Origin of the sequence: Pseudomonas sp. B13(2017) (assembly GCF_002113245.1) — a bacterium.
In the GTDB taxonomy this organism is placed as follows: Bacteria; Pseudomonadota; Gammaproteobacteria; order Pseudomonadales; family Pseudomonadaceae; genus Aquipseudomonas; species Aquipseudomonas putida_Z.
Genome location: NZ_NEJX01000024.1, coordinates 1 through 22,888, shown reverse-complemented (window position 1 = coordinate 22,888; position 22,888 = coordinate 1). Strand labels below are relative to the sequence as shown.

General features: G+C 58.1%; 20 protein-coding genes and 4 tRNA genes. All 24 read right to left on the bottom strand.

Going from position 1 to position 22,888, the window contains the following annotated elements; genetic code table 11:
- Positions 1–4 precede the first annotated feature (4 nt).
- The 24 genes from rplW to birA all read right to left on the bottom strand — a co-directional run bounded on the left by rplW (position 5) and on the right by birA (position 22,525).
- The gene (gene rplW, locus CAG44_RS24310; RefSeq protein WP_003255484.1) at positions 5–304 is read right to left on the bottom strand and encodes a 50S ribosomal protein L23; all 300 of its coding nucleotides are present in this window, start codon (positions 302–304) and stop codon (positions 5–7) included.
- The gene (gene rplD, locus CAG44_RS24305) at positions 301–903 is read right to left on the bottom strand and encodes a 50S ribosomal protein L4 (RefSeq protein WP_008089819.1); all 603 of its coding nucleotides are present in this window, start codon (positions 901–903) and stop codon (positions 301–303) included. The genes rplW and rplD overlap by 4 nt, the downstream gene beginning before the upstream one ends.
- Positions 904–915: 12 nt before the next feature.
- Positions 916–1,551 (bottom strand): 50S ribosomal protein L3, encoded by a 636-nt coding sequence (gene rplC, locus CAG44_RS24300; protein ID WP_003257089.1) that lies wholly within the window; start codon positions 1,549–1,551, stop codon positions 916–918.
- 80 nt (positions 1,552–1,631) lie between these two features.
- The gene (gene rpsJ / locus CAG44_RS24295) at positions 1,632–1,943 is read right to left on the bottom strand and encodes a 30S ribosomal protein S10 (protein ID WP_003186070.1); all 312 of its coding nucleotides are present in this window, start codon (positions 1,941–1,943) and stop codon (positions 1,632–1,634) included.
- A gap of 141 nt (positions 1,944–2,084) precedes the next feature.
- Positions 2,085–3,278 carry an elongation factor Tu gene (gene tuf, locus CAG44_RS24290; protein WP_013970626.1) on the bottom strand — a complete coding sequence of 398 codons (1,194 nt, stop codon included), beginning with the start codon at positions 3,276–3,278 and terminating at the stop codon, positions 2,085–2,087.
- A gap of 27 nt (positions 3,279–3,305) precedes the next feature.
- Positions 3,306–5,453 (bottom strand): elongation factor G, encoded by a 2,148-nt coding sequence (fusA, locus tag CAG44_RS24285; RefSeq protein WP_025337489.1) that lies wholly within the window; start codon positions 5,451–5,453, stop codon positions 3,306–3,308.
- Positions 5,454–5,483: 30 nt separating this feature from the next.
- Positions 5,484–5,954, bottom strand: a complete 471-nt coding sequence (rpsG, locus tag CAG44_RS24280) for a 30S ribosomal protein S7 (protein ID WP_003246741.1) — start codon at positions 5,952–5,954, stop codon at positions 5,484–5,486.
- 106 nt (positions 5,955–6,060) lie between these two features.
- Entirely contained in the window at positions 6,061–6,432 is a 372-nt protein-coding gene (gene rpsL, locus CAG44_RS24275) for a 30S ribosomal protein S12 (protein WP_003255492.1), read from the bottom strand.
- A 211-nt stretch (positions 6,433–6,643) separates the two neighbouring features.
- Positions 6,644–10,843, bottom strand: a complete 4,200-nt coding sequence (rpoC, locus tag CAG44_RS24270) for a DNA-directed RNA polymerase subunit beta' (protein WP_075044428.1) — start codon at positions 10,841–10,843, stop codon at positions 6,644–6,646.
- Between the two features lie 64 nt (positions 10,844–10,907).
- Positions 10,908–14,981 carry a DNA-directed RNA polymerase subunit beta gene (rpoB, locus tag CAG44_RS24265; protein WP_013970631.1) on the bottom strand — a complete coding sequence of 1,358 codons (4,074 nt, stop codon included), beginning with the start codon at positions 14,979–14,981 and terminating at the stop codon, positions 10,908–10,910.
- Positions 14,982–15,201: 220 nt separating this feature from the next.
- On the bottom strand, positions 15,202–15,573 hold the full coding sequence (gene rplL / locus CAG44_RS24260; RefSeq protein ID WP_013970630.1) for a 50S ribosomal protein L7/L12: 372 nt from the start codon (positions 15,571–15,573) through the stop codon (positions 15,202–15,204).
- A gap of 78 nt (positions 15,574–15,651) precedes the next feature.
- Positions 15,652–16,152: a 50S ribosomal protein L10 gene (gene rplJ, locus CAG44_RS24255; RefSeq protein ID WP_003257082.1), complete on the bottom strand. Its 501-nt coding sequence runs from the start codon at positions 16,150–16,152 to the stop codon at positions 15,652–15,654.
- Positions 16,153–16,349: 197 nt separating this feature from the next.
- Entirely contained in the window at positions 16,350–17,045 is a 696-nt protein-coding gene (gene rplA / locus CAG44_RS24250) for a 50S ribosomal protein L1 (protein ID WP_013970629.1), read from the bottom strand.
- The gene (rplK, locus tag CAG44_RS24245; protein ID WP_003255500.1) at positions 17,045–17,476 is read right to left on the bottom strand and encodes a 50S ribosomal protein L11; all 432 of its coding nucleotides are present in this window, start codon (positions 17,474–17,476) and stop codon (positions 17,045–17,047) included. Before rplK ends, rplA begins: the two co-directional genes overlap by 1 nt.
- A 119-nt stretch (positions 17,477–17,595) precedes the next feature.
- A complete protein-coding gene (nusG, locus tag CAG44_RS24240) occupies positions 17,596–18,129 on the bottom strand; it encodes a transcription termination/antitermination protein NusG (protein WP_003255501.1) in 534 nt (177 codons plus the stop codon).
- 9 nt (positions 18,130–18,138) lie between these two features.
- Positions 18,139–18,507: a preprotein translocase subunit SecE gene (gene secE / locus CAG44_RS24235; RefSeq protein ID WP_003257081.1), complete on the bottom strand. Its 369-nt coding sequence runs from the start codon at positions 18,505–18,507 to the stop codon at positions 18,139–18,141.
- A 44-nt stretch (positions 18,508–18,551) separates the two neighbouring features.
- Positions 18,552–18,627: transfer RNA gene (locus CAG44_RS24230), tRNA-Trp, on the bottom strand.
- Between the two features lie 54 nt (positions 18,628–18,681).
- Positions 18,682–19,875, bottom strand: coding sequence for an elongation factor Tu (gene tuf / locus CAG44_RS24225; protein ID WP_013970626.1), 1,194 nt, complete (start codon positions 19,873–19,875; stop codon positions 18,682–18,684).
- Between the two features lie 78 nt (positions 19,876–19,953).
- Positions 19,954–20,029 (bottom strand) — tRNA-Thr (locus tag CAG44_RS24220).
- A gap of 29 nt (positions 20,030–20,058) precedes the next feature.
- Positions 20,059–20,132: transfer RNA gene (locus CAG44_RS24215), tRNA-Gly, on the bottom strand.
- A 24-nt stretch (positions 20,133–20,156) separates the two neighbouring features.
- Positions 20,157–20,240, bottom strand: a tRNA-Tyr gene (locus CAG44_RS24210).
- 153 nt (positions 20,241–20,393) lie between these two features.
- Positions 20,394–20,819 (bottom strand): hypothetical protein, encoded by a 426-nt coding sequence (locus CAG44_RS24205; protein WP_025337487.1) that lies wholly within the window; start codon positions 20,817–20,819, stop codon positions 20,394–20,396.
- Positions 20,820–20,826: 7 nt separating this feature from the next.
- Entirely contained in the window at positions 20,827–21,576 is a 750-nt protein-coding gene (locus CAG44_RS24200; protein WP_085693135.1) for a pantothenate kinase, read from the bottom strand.
- Entirely contained in the window at positions 21,566–22,525 is a 960-nt protein-coding gene (gene birA / locus CAG44_RS24195) for a bifunctional biotin--[acetyl-CoA-carboxylase] ligase/biotin operon repressor BirA (RefSeq protein ID WP_085693134.1), read from the bottom strand. The genes CAG44_RS24200 and birA overlap by 11 nt, the downstream gene beginning before the upstream one ends.
- Positions 22,526–22,888 lie beyond the last annotated feature (363 nt).

The window sequence follows — 22,888 nt, the reverse complement described above, 5'->3', positions numbered from 1 at the left end:
TTCCTTACTCAGCACTGCTGCTGAAATCGAGATCTTGGCCTGGCTGAAGGGAGACGATCGCCTTCTTCCAGTCATTACGCTTGCCCAGACCACGTGCGGTACGCTTGGTTTTACCCAGAACGTTAACAGTCGACACGTTTTCAACTTTTACGTTGAACAGGCCTTCGACAGCTTTCTTGATTTCCAGCTTGGTTGCATCGGTAGCAACCTTGAATACGAACTGGCCTTTTTTCTCAGCCAGAACGGTAGCCTTCTCGGAAACGTGCGGGCCAAGGAGGACTTTGAATACGCGTTCCTGGTTCATCCCAGCAGCTCCTCGAATTTCTTCACGGCCGAGACAGTGATCAACACTTTCTCGTATGCGATCAGACTGACCGGGTCGGAACCTTGTACGTCACGTACGTCGACGTGCGGCAGGTTGCGAGCAGCCAGGTACAGGTTCTGATCAACAGCGTCGGAAACGATCAGTACGTCGTTCAGACCCATGCCGTTCAGCTTGTTCAGCAGATCTTTGGTTTTCGGTGCTTCAACAGCGAAGTCCTGAACCACGACCAGACGGTCGCTACGCACCAGCTCAGCGAGGATGGAGCGCAGGGCTGCGCGATACATCTTCTTGTTGAGCTTCTGCGAGTGATCTTGAGGGCGAGCTGCGAAGGTTACACCACCGCCACGCCAGATCGGACCACGAGTGGTACCAGCACGAGCACGGCCAGTACCCTTCTGACGCCATGGGCGCTTACCGCCACCAGCCACGTCGGAACGGGTCTTCTGCTGCTTGGTGCCCTGACGGCCGCCGGCCATGTAGGCCACGACTGCTTGGTGTACCAGCGTCTCGTTGAATTCGCCACCGAAAGTCAGTTCGGAAACTTCGATCGCCTGAGCGTCATTTACATTGAGTTGCATGTCAGTTTCCCCTTAACCGCGAGCCTTGACAGCTGGACGTACAACCACGTCGCCGCCAGTAGCGCCTGGAACGGCACCCTTGACCAGCAGCAGGTTGCGCTCAGCGTCTACGCGAACTACTTCCAGGGACTGAACAGTCACGCGCTCGGCGCCCATGTGACCGGACATTTTCTTGCCCTTGAACACACGACCAGGAGTCTGGCACTGGCCGATGGAACCTGGGACACGGTGCGACACGGAGTTACCGTGGGTGTTGTCCTGGCCACGGAAGTTCCAGCGCTTGATGGTACCGGCGAAGCCTTTACCTTTGGACTGACCAGTAACGTCTACCAGCTGGCCTGCAGTGAAGAGTTCAGCTTTGATCAGATCGCCAGCCTGGAAATCGCCTTCTTCAAGACGGAACTCCCAGACACCGCGACCAGCGGCAACGTTGGCCTTGGCGAAGTGACCTGCCTGAGCGGCAGTCACACGCGAAGCACGACGCTCGCCGACAGTGACTTGCACTGCACGGTAGCCATCGGTTTCTTCAGTTTTGAACTGGGTGACACGATTCGGCTCGATCTCGATGACCGTGACCGGAATGGAGACACCTTCTTCGGTGAAAATGCGGGTCATACCGCACTTGCGACCGATTACACCAATAGTCATGTTGTAAACCTCATGAGTGTACGGGGCTTTCACCCGCTATGGCCGCCCATTTCAGAGCGTTACACGACCAGACCGAAGTCTTAGCCGAGGCTGATCTGTACTTCCACACCTGCCGCCAGATCAAGCTTCATCAGCGCGTCAACGGTTTTATCCGTTGGCTGGACGATGTCCAGAACACGCTTATGAGTGCGAATCTCGTACTGGTCACGCGCGTCTTTGTTGACGTGCGGGGAGACCAGAACGGTGAAACGCTCTTTGCGGGTAGGCAGTGGAATTGGACCACGCACTTGTGCACCAGTACGTTTCGCGGTTTCCACGATTTCCTGGGTGGATTGGTCGATCAGGCGATGGTCGAAAGCCTTCAACCTGATACGGATTTGCTGATTTTGCATTGGATTTCAGACTCCAGGCTGTTCCCAACGGACGCACTACGCCCGCTAAAAGGAGGCGTGATTCTATAGACGCCCCAATTTAGTGTCAACCCAATAAAAAAAACCCCCGCTGAGCGGGGGTTTTTTCAATCGGTCGAGTGATTACTCGATGATTTTGGCTACGACGCCGGCGCCGACGGTACGACCGCCTTCACGGATAGCGAAGCGCAGACCGTCTTCCATTGCGATGGTCTTGATCAGGGTGACAGTCATCTGAATGTTGTCACCTGGCATTACCATTTCAACGCCTTCCGGCAGTTCGCAGTTACCGGTCACGTCAGTGGTACGGAAGTAGAACTGAGGACGGTAGCCTTTGAAGAACGGAGTGTGACGACCGCCTTCTTCCTTCGACAGAACGTAGACTTCTGCGGTGAACTTGGTGTGCGGCTTGACCGAACCTGGCTTGACCAGAACCTGGCCACGCTCAACGTCGTCACGCTTGGTACCACGCAGCAGAACGCCGCAGTTCTCGCCAGCACGACCTTCGTCCAGCAGCTTGCGGAACATCTCAACACCGGTGCAGGTGGTGGTGGTGGTGTCACGCAGACCAACGATTTCCAGCGGATCCTGAACGCGGACGATACCACGCTCGATACGACCGGTAACAACGGTACCACGACCCGAGATCGAGAATACGTCTTCGATCGGCATCAGGAACGGCTGATCAACGGCACGAACTGGCTCAGGGATGTAGGCATCCAGAGTTTCTACCAGCTTCTTGACAGCGGTAGTACCCATTTCGTTGTCGTCTTTGCCTTCCAGGGCCATACGAGCCGAACCGATGATGATCGGGGTGTCGTCGCCTGGGAAGTCGTAGGTGGACAGCAGGTCGCGAACTTCCATCTCGACCAGTTCCAGCAGCTCAGCGTCGTCTACCAGGTCAGCCTTGTTCAGGAAGACCACGATGTAAGGAACGCCTACCTGACGGGACAGCAGGATGTGCTCACGGGTTTGTGGCATCGGACCATCGGCGGCCGAGCAAACCAGGATCGCGCCGTCCATCTGGGCAGCACCGGTGATCATGTTCTTCACGTAGTCAGCGTGACCTGGGCAGTCAACGTGAGCGTAGTGACGAATGTTCGAGTTGTACTCGACGTGAGCGGTGTTGATGGTGATACCGCGCGCTTTTTCTTCCGGAGCCGAGTCGATCTTGTCGAACTCAACGACTGCCGAACCGAAAACTTCGGAGCAGACGCGAGTCAGAGCTGCGGTCAGAGTGGTCTTACCGTGGTCAACGTGGCCGATGGTGCCGACGTTAACGTGGGGAAGGGAACGATCAAATTTTTCTTTAGCCACGACAGTGAACCTCTTGCCTAAAGGGGATTAGCCTTGTTTTTTAACGAGTGCTTCGACGATGTTCGACGGAGCTTCGGCGTATTTGGAGAATTCCATGGAGTAGCTTGCGCGACCCTGAGACATGGAACGAACGTCGGTTGCGTAACCGAACATTTCTCCGAGCGGAACTTCAGCGCGGACGACACGGCCAGAGACCGACTCATCCATACCCTGGACCAGACCACGACGACGGTTCAGGTCACCCATCACGTCACCCAGGTAGTCTTCCGGGGTTACAACTTCGACCTTCATGATCGGCTCGAGAACCACGCCACCGCCCTTCTGGGCCAGCTGCTTGGTTGCCATCGAAGCAGCGATCTTGAACGCCATTTCGTTGGAGTCGACGTCGTGGTACGAACCGTCGAATACCGCGGCCTTCAGGCCGATCAGAGGATAGCCGGCAACAACGCCGTTCTTCATCTGCTCTTCGATACCCTTCTGGATCGCAGGGATGTATTCCTTAGGAATCACACCACCAACGACTTCGTTGGCAAACACCAGACCTTCGGTGATGTTGCCCTTGTCGTCCTGATCCGGCTCCGAGAAACGGATCCAGCAGTGACCGAACTGACCACGACCGCCCGACTGACGAACGAATTTGCCTTCGATCTCGACGTTGGACTTGGTGATCTTCTCGCGGTACGAAACCTGCGGCTTGCCGATGTTGGCTTCGACGTTGAACTCGCGCTTCATGCGGTCAACGAGGATGTCCAGGTGCAGCTCACCCATACCGGAGATGATGGTCTGACCAGTTTCTTCGTCGGTCTTGACGCGGAACGACGGGTCTTCCTGAGCCAGCTTGCCCAGTGCGATACCCATCTTCTCCTGGTCAGCCTTGGTTTTCGGCTCTACGGAGAGCGAAATCACAGGCTCTGGGAAGTCCATACGCTCGAGGATGATCGGCTTGTCGGCGTTGCACAGGGTGTCACCAGTGGTGACGTCCTTCATGCCGATCAGAGCGGCGATGTCGCCCGCACGTACTTCTTTGATCTCTTCACGCTGGTTGGCGTGCATCTGCACCATACGACCAACGCGCTCTTTCTTGCCCTTGACCGAGTTGATGACGGAGTCACCGGAGGTCAGGAAGCCCGAGTAAACGCGAACGAAGGTCAGAGTACCAACGAACGGGTCGGTGGCAATCTTGAACGCCAGAGCCGAGAACGGCTCGTTGTCGTCAGCGTGACGCTCGTCGAACTGCTCTGGCTTGACTTCGTCCTTCGGCACGTCGATCAGGTCAGGGTGGATACCCTTGATCGCCGGGATTTCGGTCGGAGCAGGCAGGAAGTCGATCACAGCGTCGAGAACCAGGGGAACGCCCTTGTTCTTGAACGACGAACCGCAGACAGCCGGAACGATCTCGCTGGCCAGGGTGCGCGCGCGCAGGCCTGCCTTGATTTCCTCGACGGTCAGCTCACCTTCTTCAAGGTACTTGTTCATCAGCTCTTCGTTGGCTTCGGCGGCGGCTTCAACCATGTTGTTGCGCCACTCGTTAGCCAGCTCGACCATATCCGCAGGAATTTCTTCCTCGCGGTAGGTGGTGCCCTTGTCGTCTTCGTTCCAGTAGATGGCTTTCATCTTGATCAGGTCGACCTGACCCTGGAAGTCGTCTTCTGCACCGATAGCCAGCTGGACCGGAACCGGGGTGTGACCCAGGCGGTTCTTGATCTGGCCGACAACGCGCAGGAAGTTGGCACCAGCACGGTCCATCTTGTTCACGTATACAACACGTGGAACGCCGTACTTGTTGGCCTGACGCCATACGGTTTCGGACTGCGGCTCAACGCCGGAGGTACCGCAGAACACAACGACCGCGCCGTCGAGTACACGCAGCGAACGCTCTACTTCAATGGTGAAGTCAACGTGGCCGGGGGTATCGATGACGTTTACGCGGTAGTTGTCGTACTGACCACGGGAACCTTTCCAGAAGGTGGTAACGGCAGCGGAGGTAATGGTGATACCGCGCTCCTGCTCCTGCACCATCCAGTCGGTGGTCGCGGCGCCGTCGTGCACCTCGCCCATCTTGTGGCTCAGACCTGTGTAGAACAGGATCCGCTCGGTAGTGGTAGTCTTGCCCGCGTCAACGTGGGCGCAGATACCGATGTTACGGTAGCGGTTAATTGCTGTAGTACGAGCCATAAAGCCCTCGCAAAATGATTGATGCTTGAATTAGAAGCGGTAGTGCGAGAACGCTTTGTTGGCCTCAGCCATACGGTGCACGTCTTCACGCTTCTTGACTGCAGCACCCTTGCCTTCAGCAGCATCCAGCAGCTCGCCAGCCAGGCGCAGAGCCATCGACTTCTCGCCGCGCTTGCGGGCGTAGTCTACGAGCCAGCGCATTGCCAGAGCGTTACGACGGGATGGACGAACTTCAACCGGAACCTGGTAAGTGGCACCGCCGACACGGCGGGACTTAACTTCGACCAGCGGAGCGATGGCGTCGAGAGCTTTCTCGAAGATTTCCAGGGGGTCGCTGTTCTTGCGTGCTTTGACGGTATCCAGGGCACCGTAAACGATGCGCTCGGCTACGGCCTTCTTGCCGCTTTCCATCACGTGGTTCATGAACTTGGCGAGGATCTGGGATCCGTACTTCGGATCGTCAAGGATCTCACGTTTTGCTGCTACACGACGTCTTGGCATGATAAGCCCTCAAACGGTCTTCAGGTTAGCCCGGGACCAGGTCATTCGACCTACGCCCGACCTTACTCTTATCGACTCAAAAAAATGGATGTCTGCAAACGACCGATTACTTCGGACGCTTGGTACCGTACTTCGAACGACCCTGGTTACGGCCTTTAACGCCCGAAGTATCCAGAGAGCCGCGAACGGTGTGGTAACGAACACCTGGCAAGTCTTTTACACGGCCGCCACGGATCAGGACGACGCTGTGCTCTTGCAGGTTGTGGCCTTCACCACCGATGTACGAGGAAACCTCGAAACCGTTGGTCAGACGCACACGGCATACTTTACGCAGTGCCGAGTTAGGTTTTTTCGGCGTGGTGGTGTACACGCGGGTGCACACGCCACGACGCTGCGGGCAGTTCTGCAGCGCAGGAACGTCGGACTTCTCGACCGAACGCTTACGCGGCTGACGTACCAGCTGGTTGATAGTTGCCATCTACTAGCTCCACTGATTGTCTTGCGACTCTATTGTCTTGCAAGAAAGCCAAAAATTGGCGAGACGGAGCCTCACCAAATTTAAGGGTACAAAAGTCTAAAGAGGATCTTGCACCCAGTCAAGACGAGGCCCCGGCCCTCCCCGCCCGATCATCGGCAACATTTCATGTCGCCGCTGATCGCTCGGGGCTTGCCGGGGCCCTGCCCTGTACTTAATTACCGCTGGAGTTCAGCGCTTCGGTCAGTGCGGCTTCCACCTCACTGGCGCTCACACGCAGCGGCTTGTCGGCATCACGGCGACGCTTACGCTCGCTGTGGTAGGCCAGACCAGTACCGGCCGGGATCAGACGACCCACGACCACGTTCTCTTTCAGGCCGCGCAGGTAGTCGCGCTTGCCGGTTACCGCCGCTTCGGTCAGTACGCGGGTGGTTTCCTGGAAGGAAGCCGCGGAGATGAACGACTCGGTCGACAGCGAGGCCTTGGTGATACCCAGCAGCACGCGGGTGAACTTGGAGATGAACTTGTCCTCGGCGGCGAGACGCTCGTTCTCTACCAGTACCTGGGTCAGTTCCATCTGGTCGCCCTTGATGAAGCTGGAATCGCCCGACTCGGAGATCTCGACCTTGCGCAGCATCTGACGCAGGATGGTCTCGATGTGCTTGTCGTTGATCTTAACGCCTTGCAGACGATAAACGTCCTGGATCTCGTTGACGATGTACTTCGCCAGCGCGCTCACACCCAGCAGACGCAGGATGTCGTGCGGATCGCTCGGGCCGTCGGAGATAACTTCGCCGCGGTTTACCTGTTCGCCTTCGAAGACGTTCAGGTGGCGCCACTTCGGAATCAGCTCTTCGTACGGATCGCTACCGTCGGTCGGGGTGATGACCAGACGACGCTTGCCTTTGGTCTCCTTGCCGAACGCGATGGTGCCGCTGACTTCAGCCAGAATCGAGGCCTCTTTCGGACGGCGCGCTTCGAACAGGTCGGCAACACGCGGCAGACCACCGGTGATGTCACGGGTCTTCGACGTTTCTTGCGGGATACGCGCGATAACGTCACCAACACCGATCTGAGCACCGTCAGCCACGCCGACGAGGGCGTTAGCCGGCAGGAAGTACTGGGCAGGTACGTCGGTACCTGGCAGGTACAGGTCCTTGCCAGCGGCGTCGACCATCTTGATTGCCGGACGGATTTCCTTGCCTGCGGCAGGGCGATCCTTGACGTCCAGTACTTCAATGTTGGTCAAGCCGGTCAGCTCATCGGTCTGACGCTTGATGGTGATGTTTTCTTCCATGCCCACGAAGGTCACGGTACCTTTCAGCTCGGTAACGATCGGGTGGGTGTGCGGGTCCCACTTGGCGACGATGGCGCCAGCTTCGACCTTGTCACCTTCCTTGACCGAAATCACCGCACCGTAAGGCAGCTTGTAACGCTCACGCTCACGGCCAAATTCGTCGGCGATGGCCAACTCACCCGAACGCGATACGGCAACCAGGTTGCCATCGGCACGCTCAACCTGCTTGAGGTTGTGCAGACGCACCATACCGCCGTTCTTCACCTGGACGCTGTCGGCAGCCGAAGTACGGCTTGCAGCACCACCGATGTGGAACGTACGCATGGTCAGCTGGGTACCCGGCTCACCGATCGACTGGGCGGCGATAACGCCGACAGCTTCACCGATGTTCACCTGGTGACCGCGAGCCAGGTCACGGCCGTAGCACTTGGCGCAAATGCCGTAGCGGGTTTCGCAGTTGATCGGCGAACGCACGATCACTTCGTCGATGCTGTTCAGCTCGATGAACTCGACCCACTTCTCGTCGACCAGGGTACCGGCCGGAACGATGACGTCCTCGGTGCCTGGCTTGAACACGTCACGGGCGATAACACGACCCAGTACACGCTCACCCAGCGGCTCTACAACGTCGCCGCCTTCGATGTGCGGAGTCATCAGCAGACCCTGGTCGGTACCGCAGTCGATCTCGGTAACCACCAGATCCTGGGCAACGTCTACCAGACGACGAGTCAGGTAACCGGAGTTCGCAGTCTTCAGTGCGGTATCCGCCAGACCCTTACGAGCACCGTGGGTCGAAATGAAGTACTGCAGAACGCTCAGACCTTCACGGAAGTTCGCAGTGATCGGCGTCTCGATGATGGAGCCGTCCGGCTTGGCCATCAGGCCACGCATACCGGCCAGCTGACGGATCTGGGCTGCGGAACCCCGCGCACCGGAGTCAGCCATCATGTACATCGAGTTGAAGGACTCTTGCTCGACTTCCTTGCCTTCGCGGTCAATGACCTTCTCTTTCGAGAGGTTGGCCATCATCGCCTTGGACACTTCGTCGTTCGCCTTCGACCACAAGTCGATGACCTTGTTGTACTTCTCGCCCTGGGTTACCAGGCCGGAGGCGTACTGGCTCTCGATTTCCTTCACTTCGTCGGTAGCGGTACCGATGATGCGAGCTTTCTCGTCCGGGATAACGAAGTCGTTAACACCGATCGAAACGCCGGAAATGGTCGAGTAAGCGAAACCGGTGTACATCAGCTGGTCAGCGAAGATTACGGTCTCTTTCAGACCAACCACGCGGTAGCACTGGTTGATCAGCTTGGAGATCGCCTTCTTCTTCATCGGCTGGTTGACCACGTCGTACGGCAGGCCTGCCGGTACAACCTGGAACAGCAGCGCACGGCCGACGGTGGTGTCGACGATGCGGGTGTTCTTGACCACGGAACCGTCACGCTCTTTCACGGTTTCGTTGATACGAACCTTGATTTTCGCGTGCAGGGCAGCCTCGCCGGCGCGGAATACGCGGTCGACTTCCTGCAGGTCGGCGAACACGCGACCTTCGCCCTTGGCGTTGATGGCTTCACGGGTCATGTAGTACAGACCCAGTACCACGTCCTGCGACGGAACGATGATTGGCTCACCGTTGGCTGGCGACAGGATGTTGTTGGTCGACATCATCAGCGCGCGCGCTTCGAGCTGGGCTTCCAGGGTCAGCGGCACGTGAACGGCCATCTGGTCACCGTCGAAGTCGGCGTTGTACGCGGCACAGACCAGCGGGTGCAGCTGGATAGCCTTACCTTCGATCAGAACCGGTTCAAATGCCTGGATACCCAGACGGTGCAGGGTCGGTGCACGGTTGAGCAGCACGGGGTGTTCGCGGATCACCTCGGCGAGCACGTCCCACACCTCTGGCAGCTCGCGCTCGACCATCTTCTTGGCAGCCTTGATGGTGGTCGCCAGACCACGCATTTCCAGCTTGCCGAAAATGAACGGCTTGAACAGCTCGAGGGCCATCTTCTTCGGCAGACCGCACTGGTGCAGACGCAGGGTCGGGCCTACGGTAATTACCGAACGGCCAGAGTAGTCCACACGCTTACCGAGCAGGTTCTGACGGAAGCGACCTTGCTTACCTTTGATCATGTCGGCCAGGGACTTCAGCGGACGCTTGTTCGAGCCAGTGATGGCGCGACCGCGACGGCCGTTGTCCAGCAGGGCGTCGACCGCTTCCTGCAGCATGCGCTTTTCGTTGCGCACGATGATGTCCGGCGCCGACAGATCCAGCAGGCGCTTCAGACGGTTGTTACGGTTGATCACCCGACGATACAGGTCGTTCAGGTCGGAGGTCGCGAAGCGGCCGCCATCCAGCGGTACCAGCGGACGCAGGTCCGGCGGCAGTACTGGCAGGACGGTCAGGACCATCCACTCAGGCAGGTTGCCCGAACCCTGGAACGCTTCCATCAGCTTCAGGCGCTTGGACAGCTTCTTGATCTTGGTTTCCGAGTTGGTCTGCGGAATCTCTTCGCGCAGGCGACCGATCTCGTGCTCCAGGTCGATAGCGTGCAGCAGCTCGCGGACAGCCTCGGCACCCATGCGGGCGTCGAAGTCATCACCGAACTCTTCCAGCGCTTCGAAGTACTGCTCGTCGTTCAGCAGCTGGCCTTTTTCCAGGGTGGTCATGCCCGGGTCGATAACGACGTAGCTCTCGAAGTAGAGCACGCGCTCGATGTCACGCAGGGTCATGTCCATCAGCAGGCCGATACGGGACGGCAGCGACTTCAGGAACCAGATGTGGGCAACCGGCGAGGCCAGTTCGATGTGCGCCATGCGCTCACGACGAACTTTTGCCAGGGCAACTTCAACGCCGCACTTCTCGCAGATCACGCCGCGGTGCTTGAGGCGCTTGTACTTGCCGCACAGGCACTCGTAGTCCTTGACTGGGCCAAAGATCTTGGCGCAGAACAGGCCGTCACGCTCAGGCTTGAACGTACGGTAGTTGATGGTTTCCGGCTTCTTAACTTCACCGAACGACCACGAACGGATCATTTCAGGCGACGCCAGACCGATGCGGATGGCGTCGAACTCTTCGACTTGACCCTGGTTTTTCAGCAAATTCAGTAGGTCTTTCAAGGCCTTTCCTCCTGGCGGAGCAGGGAGCGGGCATTACCTGCCCCACTCCCCTTCGCGTCACGTGTTATTCGGTTTCCAGATCGATATCGATACCGAGCGAACGGATCTCTTTGATCAACACGTTGAAGGACTCGGGCATGCCCGGCTCCATACGGTGATCGCCATCCACGATGTTCTTGTACATCTTGGTACGGCCGTTCACGTCGTCCGACTTCACTGTGAGCATTTCTTGCAGGGTGTATGCCGCGCCGTATGCTTCCAGCGCCCACACTTCCATCTCCCCGAAACGCTGACCACCGAACTGCGCCTTACCACCCAACGGCTGCTGGGTAACCAGGCTGTAGGAACCAGTGGAACGCGCGTGCATCTTGTCGTCCACCAAGTGGTTCAGCTTGAGCATGTACATGTAACCAACGGTCACAGGACGCTCGAACTTGTTGCCGGTACGGCCATCGAACAGCACCATCTGGCCGCTCTCTGGCAGGTCGGCCAGCTTCAGCATGGCCTTGATCTCGCGCTCCTTGGCACCGTCGAAGACCGGGGTAGCCATTGGCACGCCCTTCTTCAGGTTGTGGGCCAGGGCCAGGATCTCTTCGTCGGTGAACTCGTCCAGGTTTTCCTGACGACCGCCGATCTCGTTGTAGACCTCGGTCAGGAACACGCGCAGTTCAGCGGCCTTGCGCTGCTCTTCGATCATGCGGTCGATCTTCTCGCCCAGACCTTTGGCCGCCAGGCCCAGGTGGGTTTCGAGGATCTGACCGACGTTCATACGCGAAGGTACACCCAGCGGGTTCAGTACGACATCGACCGGAGTACCGTTGGCGTCGTGCGGCATGTCTTCGACCGGCATGATTACCGAGACGACACCCTTGTTACCGTGACGACCGGCCATCTTGTCACCCGGCTGGATGCGACGGCGGATTGCCAGGTAAACCTTGACGATCTTTAGTACGCCCGGTGCCAGGTCATCACCCTGCTGCAGCTTGCGCTTCTTGTCTTCGAACTTGTCGTCCAGCAGACGGCGACGATCGACGATGTACTGCTGAGCCTTTTCCAGCTGCTCGTTCAGTGCATCTTCGGCCATGCGCAGTTTGAACCACTGGCCGTGCTCCAGACCGTCCAGCACTTCGTCAGTGATCACGGTGCCTTTCTTCAGGCCCGCGCCACCGTCGACCACCTGGCCGTTCAGGGCAGAACGCAGACGCTCGAAGGTTGCACCTTCGACGATGCGGAACTCTTCGTTGAGGTCCTTGCGGATCTCGTCCAGCTGCATCTTCTCGATGGCCAGGGCGCGGCTGTCGCGCTCGACGCCATCACGGGTGAAGACCTGTACGTCGATGACGGTACCCTTGGTGCCGGTTGGCACGCGCAGGGAGGTGTCCTTAACGTCGCTGGCCTTCTCACCGAAGATTGCGCGCAGCAGTTTTTCTTCCGGAGTCAGCTGGGTTTCGCCTTTTGGCGTTACCTTGCCGACCAGGATGTCGCCAGCGCCGACTTCGGCACCCACGTAGACGATACCGGCTTCGTCCAGCTTGTTCAGTGCGGCTTCACCCACGTTCGGGATGTCCGCAGTGATTTCCTCTGGGCCAAGCTTGGTGTCACGCGCCACACAGGTCAGTTCCTGGATGTGGATGGTGGTGAAGCGGTCTTCCTGGACCACACGCTCGGACAGGCAGATGGAGTCTTCGAAGTTGAAGCCGTTCCACGCCATGAACGCGATGCGCATGTTCTGACCCAGTGCCAGTTCACCCATGTCGGTGGACGGGCCGTCGGCCATGATGTCGCCACGCTGAACCTTGTCACCTTTGCTCACCAGCGGACGCTGGTTGATGCAGGTGTTCTGGTTCGAACGGGTGTACTTGGTCAGGTTGTAGATATCCACACCTGCTTCGCCGGTTTCAACTTCGTCGTCAGCAACGCGAACAACGATACGGCTGGCGTCGACCGAGTCGATCACGCCACCGCGGCGAGCAACCACGCAGACACCGGAGTCACGGGCAACGTTGCGCTCCATGCCGGTACCTACCAGCGGCTTGTCGGCGCGCAGGGTCGGTACAGCCTGACGCTGCATGTTCGAACCCATCAATGCACGGTTGGCGTCGTCGTGCTCGAGGAACGGAATCAGCGACGCAGCGACGGAAACAACCTGCTTCGGCGAAACGTCCATCAGGGTGACGTCTTCCGGCGCCTTGACGGTGAATTCGTTCAGGTGACGAACAGCTACCAGCTCATCGATCAGTTGCTTCTTCTCGTTCATCGCGGCCGAAGCCTGGGCGATGACGTGATCCGCTTCTTCAATGGCCGACAGGAACACGATGTCGTCGCTGACCACACCTTCCTTCACCACACGGTACGGGCTTTCCAGGAAACCGTACTGGTTGGTGCGGGCATAGGCAGCCAGGGAGTTGATCAGACCGATGTTCGGACCTTCAGGGGTCTCGATCGGGCACACACGGCCGTAGTGGGTCGGGTGTACGTCACGGACTTCGAAGCCGGCACGCTCACGGGTCAGACCACCTGGGCCGAGTGCGGAGACGCGGCGCTTGTGGGTAATCTCGGAGAGTGGGTTGTTCTGGTCCATGAACTGGGACAGCTGGCTGGAACCGAAGAACTCTTTCACCGCCGCCGCAACCGGCTTGGCGTTGATCAGGTCTTGCGGCATCAGGCCTTCGCTTTCCGCCATCGACAGGCGTTCCTTGACCGCGCGCTCGACACGCACCAGGCCAACGCGGAACTGGTTCTCGGCCATCTCGCCGACGCAACGTACGCGACGGTTACCCAGGTGGTCGATGTCGTCGACGATGCCTTTGCCGTTACGGATGTCGACCAGGGTCTTCAGAACCTCGACGATATCTTCCTTGCTCAGCACGCCCGAACCTTCGATCTCGGTACGACCGATACGACGGTTGAACTTCATGCGGCCAACGGCGGACAGGTCGTAACGCTCGGCGCTGAAGAACAGGTTGTTGAACAGGGTCTCGGCAGCATCCTTGGTTGGCGGCTCGCCAGGACGCATCATGCGGTAGATCTCGACCAGGGCTTCCAGCTGGTTGCTGGTGGTGTCGATCTTCAGGGTATCGGAGATGAACGGACCGCAATCGATGTCGTTGGTGTACAGGGTCTCGATACGGACAACCTGTGCCTTGGCGACCTTGATCAGCAGTTCGGTGGTCATCTCGGTGTTGCATTCGGCCAGGATCTCGCCGGTAGCCGGATGCACGATGGCCTTGGCGGTAGTGCGGCCCAGGACGTATTCCATAGGAACGTCCAGCTGCTTGACGCCGGCCTTCTCGAGCTGGTTGATGTGGCGCGCGGTAATACGGCGGCCCTGCTCGACGATGACTTTGCCGGTTTCGTCATGGATATCCATGACTGCAACCTCACCACGCAGACGCTGCGGTACCAGTTCCAGGCTGAGTTTCTCGCCGGAAATGTGGAACACGTTGGTGGTGTAGAAGGTGTTCAGCACTTCTTCAGTGCTGTAACCCAGGGCACGCAGCAGCACCGAGGCCGGCAGTTTGCGGCGACGGTCGATACGTACGAACACGCAGTCCTTCGGGTCGAACTCGAAGTCCAGCCAGGAGCCGCGGTAAGGGATGATGCGAGCGGAGTACAGCAGCTTGCCGGAGCTGTGAGTCTTGCCACGGTCGTGGTCGAAGAACACACCAGGCGAACGGTGCAGCTGGGAAACGATCACACGCTCGGTACCGTTGATAACGAAGGTACCGTTCTCAGTCATCAGGGGGATTTCACCCATGTAGACTTCTTGCTCTTTGATGTCCTTGATCGCTTTGTTCGACGATTCCTTGTCGAAGATGATCAGGCGCACCTTGACCCGCAGTGGGACCGCGAAGGTCACGCCACGCAGGACACATTCCTTCACATCGAAGGCGGGTTCGCCCAGGCGATAGCCTACGTACTCCAGGGCAGCATTGCCGGAGTAGCTGATGATCGGGAATACCGATTTGAAGGCCGCGTGCAGGCCGACGTCGCGGAACTGATCCTTGGATGCTCCCGCTTGCAGGAATTCGCGATACGAATCCAGCTGGATGGCCAGGAGGTAAGGCACATCCATGACGTCCGGCAACTTGCTAAAGTCCTTGCGGATACGTTTTTTCTCAGTGTATGAGTAAGCCATCAGCGTTCCCCAGCTTGGTCACCTGCTTGTTTGGCTTCTCCCGGCGGGAGCAGCCAGAAAATCGTGCAAACCCCTTGGTTTGCGCCACCCACATGGGTGTCTTGCAGCTTGTTATCGGGGCCGGCCTGACCGGCCACCAATAACGGAAAAAGGCCGGTGGCATAAGCCACCAGCCATCAGCCCTTCGCTCAACGCTCGGACTGGAGTCGCAAGGTCGAGATTACTTCAGCTCGACTTTAGCGCCAGCTTCTTCCAGCTTCTTCTTCGCGTCTTCAGCGGCTTCTTTCGAAACGCCTTCAGCGATAACCTGAGGAGCGCCGTCGACTTTCTCTTTGGCTTCTTTCAGGCCCAGACCGGTCAGTTCACGAACGGCCTTGATCACGTTTACTTTCTTGTCGCCAGCTTCGGTCAGAACGACGTTGAACTCGGTCTGTTCTTCAACAGCGGCAGCAGCGCCAGCGGCTGGGCCAGCGGCAACAGCGGCAGCAGCGGTAACGCCGAAGGTTTCTTCCATCGCTTTGATCAGTTCAACAATTTCCAGAACAGTTTTCTGGCCGATTGCTTCGATGATTTGCTCGTTAGTCAGAGACATGACTTCAATCCTGTATTGGGGTGACAGCCTACGCAGCCATCAAATTAAACGTATGATTTTGAAAGAGTTGCACGTGCCTTAGGCAGCAGCAGCTTCTTTCTGGTCGCGCAGAGCTGCCAGGGTACGAGCCAGCTTGCTGGTTGCACCTTGGATTACGCTCATCAGCTGTGCGATAGCCTCGTCGCGAGTTGGCAGGGTTGCCAGCACGTCGATCTGGTTAGCGGCAAGGAACTTGCCGTCAAACGCAGCTGCCTTGATCTCGAACTTGTCCTGACCCTTGGCGAACTCTTTGAACAGACGAGCAGCAGCGCCCGGGTGTTCGTTGGAGAAAGCAATCAGGGTCGGGCCTTTGAACGCGTCGTTGAGGATCGAGAATTCGGTGCCTTCAACAGCGCGCTTCAGCAGGGTGTTACGTACGACACGTACGTAAACGCCAGCTTCGCGGGCCTCTTTACGGAGTCCGGTCATTGCGCCTACAGTCACACCACGGGCATCAGCCACGACAGCGGACAGAGCGACTTTGGCAGCCTCGTTGACTTCAGCGACGATGGCCTTCTTGTCTTCGAGTTTAATTGCCACGGGTTTACTCCTGGTTTTTACCGTTTCATCTGGCCGGAGCCGGATGTCGTTTTGGTGTCTGATTCGGTAACGAATCGGGAGCACCATCTGCGTGGGCTGGTGTTTTAAGGCTTGCGCCGCCTACGGTCTTGGATAGCCCCCGCCAGGCAGGGACCCCAATTTTTGCTGGTGGCGCGACAGGTCGCGCCACCATGTTCTTACACGTTCAGCGAGCTCTGATCGATGACCAGACCTGGGCCCATGGTGGTGCTCAGGGTAACGCGCTTGACGTAGATACCTTTCGAGGAAGCTGGCTTGATACGCTTCAGATCAGCGATCAGGGCTTCAACGTTTTCCTTCAGCTTGCCGGCTTCGAAGCCGACCTTGCCAACGGAGGTGTGGATGATACCGTTCTTGTCGGTACGGTAGCGAACCTGACCAGCCTTGGCGTTCTTGACGGCGCCGGCTACGTCTGGGGTCACGGTACCAACTTTCGGGTTAGGCATCAGGCCGCGAGGACCCAGAACCTGACCCAGCTGACCTACAACGCGCATGGCATCAGGCGATGCGATAACGACGTCATAGTTCAGGTCGCCGCCTTTCATTTCGGCAGCCAGATCGTCCATGCCTACGCGGTCAGCGCCGGCAGCCAGAGCGGCTTCAGCAGCTGGACCCTGGGTGAAGACAGCAACGCGAACGGTCTTGCCAGTGCCGTGCGGCAGCACGGTAGCGCTGCGTACGACCTGGTCGGATTTACGCGGGTCAACACCGAGGTTAACGGCGATGTCGTAGGATTCTACGAACTTGGCAGCCGGCAGCGAAGCCAGCAGAGTGGCCGCTTCTTCGAAGTTGTAGGCCTTGCCTGCTTCGATTTTCTCGGCGATTGCCTTTTGGCGTTTGGTCAGCTTAGCCATTACACACCCTCCACGTTCAGGCCCATGCTGCGGGCAGAGCCAGCGATGGTGCGTACAGCAGCGTCCAGGTCAGCGGCAGTCAGATCAGCCTGTTTAGCTTTGGCGATGTCTTCCAGCTGAGCACGGGTAACGGTACCGACTTTAACGGTGTTCGGGCGAGCCGAACCACTGGTCAGGCCAGCAGCTTTCTTCAGCAGAACCGAGGCAGGGGTGCTCTTGGTCTCGAAGGTGAAGCTACGGTCGCTGTAGACAGTGATGATCACAGGAGTCGGCAGGCCGGCTTCTTGACCCTGGGTACGGGCGTTGAAGGCCTTGCAGAATTCCATGATGTTCACACCGTGTTGACCCAGTGCTGGACCAACGGGTGGGCTTGGGTTGGCCTGGCCGGCCTTAACTTGCAGCTTGATGTAAGCCTGAATCTTCTTAGCCATGAGCTACTCCAAAATCGGGTACGAACGCCTGTTGGCTCCCCGGATGACTTGCGTTTTATCCCAGTGACGACAAAACCCCGCAGCACACAGGGCTGCGGGGTATGGGATGCTTCGTCCGCCTAGACCTTTTCGACCTGGCTGAACTCGAGCTCCACCGGAGTAGAGCGACCGAAAATGAGCACCGCTACCTGCAGGCGACTCTTTTCGTAGTTAACCTCTTCGACACTACCATTGAAGTCAGCGAACGGACCGTCAATGACTCGAACCACTTCACCCGGCTCGAACAGCGTCTTCGGCTTCGGCTTGTCGCTACCGTCGGCAACGCGACGCAGGATAGCCTCTGCTTCTTTATCGGTGATCGGCGCAGGCTTGTCTGCGGTGCCACCAATAAAGCCCATCACACGAGGGGTGTCCTTGACCAAGTGCCAAGTCCCTTCGTTCATCTCCATCTGGACCAGTACATAGCCAGGGAAGAATTTACGCTCACTCTTGCGCTTCTGGCCGTTGCGCATTTCGACGACTTCTTCGGTCGGGACCAGGATCTCGCCGAAACCGTCTTCCATGCCAGCCAGCTTGACGCGCTCGATCAGGGAGCGCATTACATGCTTCTCGTAACCCGAGTAAGCATGCACAACATACCAACGCTTAGCCACGGGACACCTTTAGCCAACGATCAAGGAGACCGCCCAGCCGAGCAGGGAATCAAGACCCCACAGCAGCAGTGCCATAACCAGCACGACAGCCACGACAATCAGCGTGGTCTGGGTGGTTTCCTGGCGGGTCGGCCACACGACTTTACGAATCTCGGTACGAGCTTCCTTCGCCAGCGCAAAGAACGACTTGCCCTTCGCAGTCTGCAGAGCTACAAAGCCTGCGACAGCAGCCAGGACGAGAAGTGCAAGGACGCGATACAGGATCGGGGAGGCGGAGTAATACTGGTTACCCACTACGCCGACAACCACCAAAGCCACTACAGCCAGCCACTTGAACAGATCAAAACGCGATTCTTGGGCTTCAGTTTTGGGAGTCATCGAGGAGGATCCTGTGAGAAGAAAGCCATCACACCGAGGTGAAATGGCAGGTCAGGAGGGAATCGAACCCCCAACCTACGGTTTTGGAGACCGTCGCTCTGCCAATTGAGCTACTGACCTGTAACGCTGTATCAGGCCGGCCATTATACCGGCCTGATCAAGTAAATCAACTACTTATTCAATAATTTTTGCTACGACGCCGGCGCCGACGGTACGACCGCCTTCACGGATAGCGAAGCGCAGACCGTCTTCCATTGCGATGGTCTTGATCAGGGTGACAGTCATCTGAATGTTGTCACCTGGCATTACCATTTCAACGCCTTCCGGCAGTTCGCAGTTACCGGTCACGTCAGTGGTACGGAAGTAGAACTGAGGACGGTAGCCTTTGAAGAACGGAGTGTGACGACCGCCTTCTTCCTTCGACAGAACATAGACTTCTGCGGTGAACTTGGTGTGCGGCTTGACCGAACCTGGCTTGACCAGAACCTGGCCACGCTCAACGTCGTCACGCTTGGTACCACGCAGCAGAACGCCGCAGTTCTCGCCAGCACGACCTTCGTCCAGCAGCTTGCGGAACATCTCAACACCGGTGCAGGTGGTGGTGGTGGTATCACGCAGACCAACGATTTCCAGCGGATCCTGAACGCGGACGATACCACGCTCGATACGACCGGTAACAACGGTACCACGACCCGAGATCGAGAATACGTCTTCGATCGGCATCAGGAACGGCTGATCAACGGCACGAACTGGCTCAGGGATGTAGGCATCCAGAGTTTCTACCAGCTTCTTGACAGCGGTAGTACCCATTTCGTTGTCGTCTTTGCCTTCCAGGGCCATACGAGCCGAACCGATGATGATCGGGGTGTCGTCGCCTGGGAAGTCGTAGGTGGACAGCAGGTCGCGAACTTCCATCTCGACCAGTTCCAGCAGCTCAGCGTCGTCTACCAGGTCAGCCTTGTTCAGGAAGACCACGATGTAAGGAACGCCTACCTGACGGGACAGCAGGATGTGCTCACGGGTTTGTGGCATCGGACCATCGGCGGCCGAGCAAACCAGGATCGCGCCGTCCATCTGGGCAGCACCGGTGATCATGTTCTTCACGTAGTCAGCGTGACCTGGGCAGTCAACGTGAGCGTAGTGACGAATGTTCGAGTTGTACTCGACGTGAGCGGTGTTGATGGTGATACCGCGCGCTTTTTCTTCCGGAGCCGAGTCGATCTTGTCGAACTCAACGACTGCCGAACCGAAAACTTCGGAGCAGACGCGAGTCAGAGCTGCGGTCAGAGTGGTCTTACCGTGGTCAACGTGGCCGATAGTGCCGACGTTAACGTGGGGAAGGGAACGATCAAACTTTTCCTTAGCCATCGATACAATCCTCCGCAGAAGAAATAGTCTTGCGCTGATAAAACAAAGGCAGATATTTTCATATCTGCCTTGTTTATATGGAGCTCTTGAGCGGACTTGAACCGCTGACCTCACCCTTACCAAGGGTGTGCTCTACCAACTGAGCTACAAGAGCGAAACACTTTGTGCAAAATCCAGCAAACTTGGAGCGGGTAGCGGGAATCGAACCCGCATCATCAGCTTGGAAGGCTGAGGTTCTACCACTAAACTATACCCGCGGAGCTTGCGGCTCTCGCTAAAACTGGTGGAGGGAGAAGGATTCGAACCTTCGAAGCTCTCGCAACGGATTTACAGTCCGTCCCCTTTGACCGCTCGGGAATCCCTCCAGATGTGGCCGGCATTCTATTTGTCTGCCGTCCTAGTGTCAAGCGTTTTTTTCAAATTTTTTCAATCAAATCTGAAACTTAGCTGCTTTGACACCGCTTCCAGTTCTGCCACCTGAGTGGTGTTCCCTGTGAAGCGGGCGCCATTCTATCAAGCTATTCGCCAGTTGCAATACCCTGGCAGAAAATAATTTTGTGTTTTAAGTCTTTGAAATCGTTGGAAAGAGTCGCGAGCACGGTTTGGTCCAGCAAACGCTCGCTTTCCGGGGCAACCTTGAGCCAACGACCATCCGCCCCTGGCAGCTGCCCCACCACCGGCAGCGTGGCAATATCCAGGCTCAACAGGCGCTGACGCAGTGCATCGAGCTGGCCCTGCCCCATCACGCCACCGACCACCAGGCACTCATCCCGGCGCTTGGGTGGCGCCGACACCCCCGTTTCGCGCAACAGGCGGATTTCTTGCTGATTCCCCTTGTACAGCGACAGGGGCGCGACTTCCTTGACCTTCAGCGGGGCTTCCTGCTGGTGCCACACGTAATAGAAGACGTTGAGCACCAGTAACAGCAGAAACAACCAACGCATAGGCACCTCAATCCAATGGGCAGGCCATAGCCAGGCCTACGAAAACCAGGTCAGGCACGACACGCGCCTGGGGCACGGCCTCCCTAACCAGCGGCGCATCGCCACCTGTGAGGAACACCGTGAAATCGTCCCCCCACAACGCACGCGCCTGCTCGAGCTGGGTACGCGCAAAACCCTGGAGCATCAACACGCAACCGCGCTCGACCGCCTCGACCGTCGAGCGACCTGGCGCCAGGCTGGCCAATGCACGCTCGGCCGAGGCATCGTCATAACGGATACGCCGGGTGTGAGTACGCAACTGGCTACGCATCAATGGCATACCCGGGCAGATGTAGCCACCCAGGTGCTCACCGTCCGCCGCAACGAAATCCGCTTTGGCAGCGGTGCCCAGGTCAATGACCAGGCAAGCGCCCTTGGCCAGGTGAAATGCTCCCAGCGCCGCCAACCAACGGTCCATGCCCAGGCGCTGGTAGTCGTCATAGCCATTGCGCACACCCGCCATTTCCTGGGCGGGGTGCGCCACGCGCGCTTGCACGGCAAATGCCTGGGCAATCAGCGCGCAAAGCGCATCGGTTTCTTCCTCACTGCGCACACTTACAATGCGGCAGCCGGTCAGACGTACCGAAGCCAGCGCAGCCACTTCGGCCACCAGCGCCTGATCGGAGTCGACGATACCGCCGCTTTCAATCGCTGCATCAGCGACGTGGATTACCCGCCACTTGATGAAGCTGTTACCGCAATCGAGCTCAAGAATCATCACGCAACCTCAAACTGAGCTCACCACCACTGAAGCTCTTTTCCACCCCGCCCACCTCAAGGCGCAAGCCGCCCTGCCCGTCGACGCCAAGAACCACGCCATCAATACGCGTGCTACCGGCAACCAGAGAAACATTGCGCCCCTGCCAGAGGTGCGCCTGCTCCCATTCTTCCTGGAATGCGGCAAACCCGTAGCGACGATGCCGTGCCAATTCGTGCTGCAATTGCTGACTGAGCAACGCTACCAGCCGGTTACGGTCGACTGCCGCCCCTACTTCGCGGCGCATCGAGGTCCACACCTGGTCGACCTGATCGTTGACCTGCATGTTCACATTGATGCCGATACCCAGCACCACATGACAGACATCTGCCGGGTCACCCACCAACTCCAGGAGGATACCGGTGATCTTCTGCCCGCGAACGAGGACATCGTTGGGCCATTTGAGCCCCACATCCTTAACCCCAAACGCCTGCAGGGTACGCATTACCGCCAACCCCACCACCAGGCTCAAGCCCTCGAGCTGGCGCATGCCGCCATCCACACGGAGTACCAGGCTGTAATAGAGGTTTTCGGCAAACGGGCTGACCCACTGCCGACCGCGACGACCACGGCCGGCGCTCTGGCGCTCGGCCAGGACCAGAAATGGAGCGGTCTGCCCCTCCCCGGCGAGCCGCAAGCCTTCGGCATTGGTCGAGTCGATGGTTTCGTGGATGAAAACGGGCCACTGCTCGCCTTCGGCAAACCCGGCAATCGCTTGCGCATCGAGCAAAGCCAGTGGCGCCGCCAGCTGATAGCCGCGCCCACGAACCTTGTGAATGGTGAGGTTCAGTTCGCTCTCCAGGTGCTGCAGCTGCTTCCAAACGGCGCTGCGACTTACCCCGAGGGCCGCCCCCAGAGCTTCTCCGGAATGGAACCGACCATCCTTGAGGAGATTCAACAACTTCAGCATGCCAGTCTCGACTTGGAATAAGGCAGGCATGATAGCTATGGGCTGTTGGCTTGCATAGGAAAAGGGCTGCCGGCGGGGTGAAGGCCACTTCCACAGCATACCCTGGACCCGCGCCATACCTGCGGGAGCGGCTTTAGCCGCGAAGCGGGCGACGCGGTGGATGGCACCGGCTATGCCGGTGTTCGCGGGTGAACCCGCTCCCACAGAGGAGGGTTGTGCAGGTCTGGGGTTTAGGCCAGAAAGACAAAACCCCTACCTGCATGCGCAGATAGGGGTTTTGCGAAATGAATCTTGACGATGACCTACTCTCACATGGGGAAACCCCACACTACCATCGGCGATGCATCGTTTCACTGCTGAGTT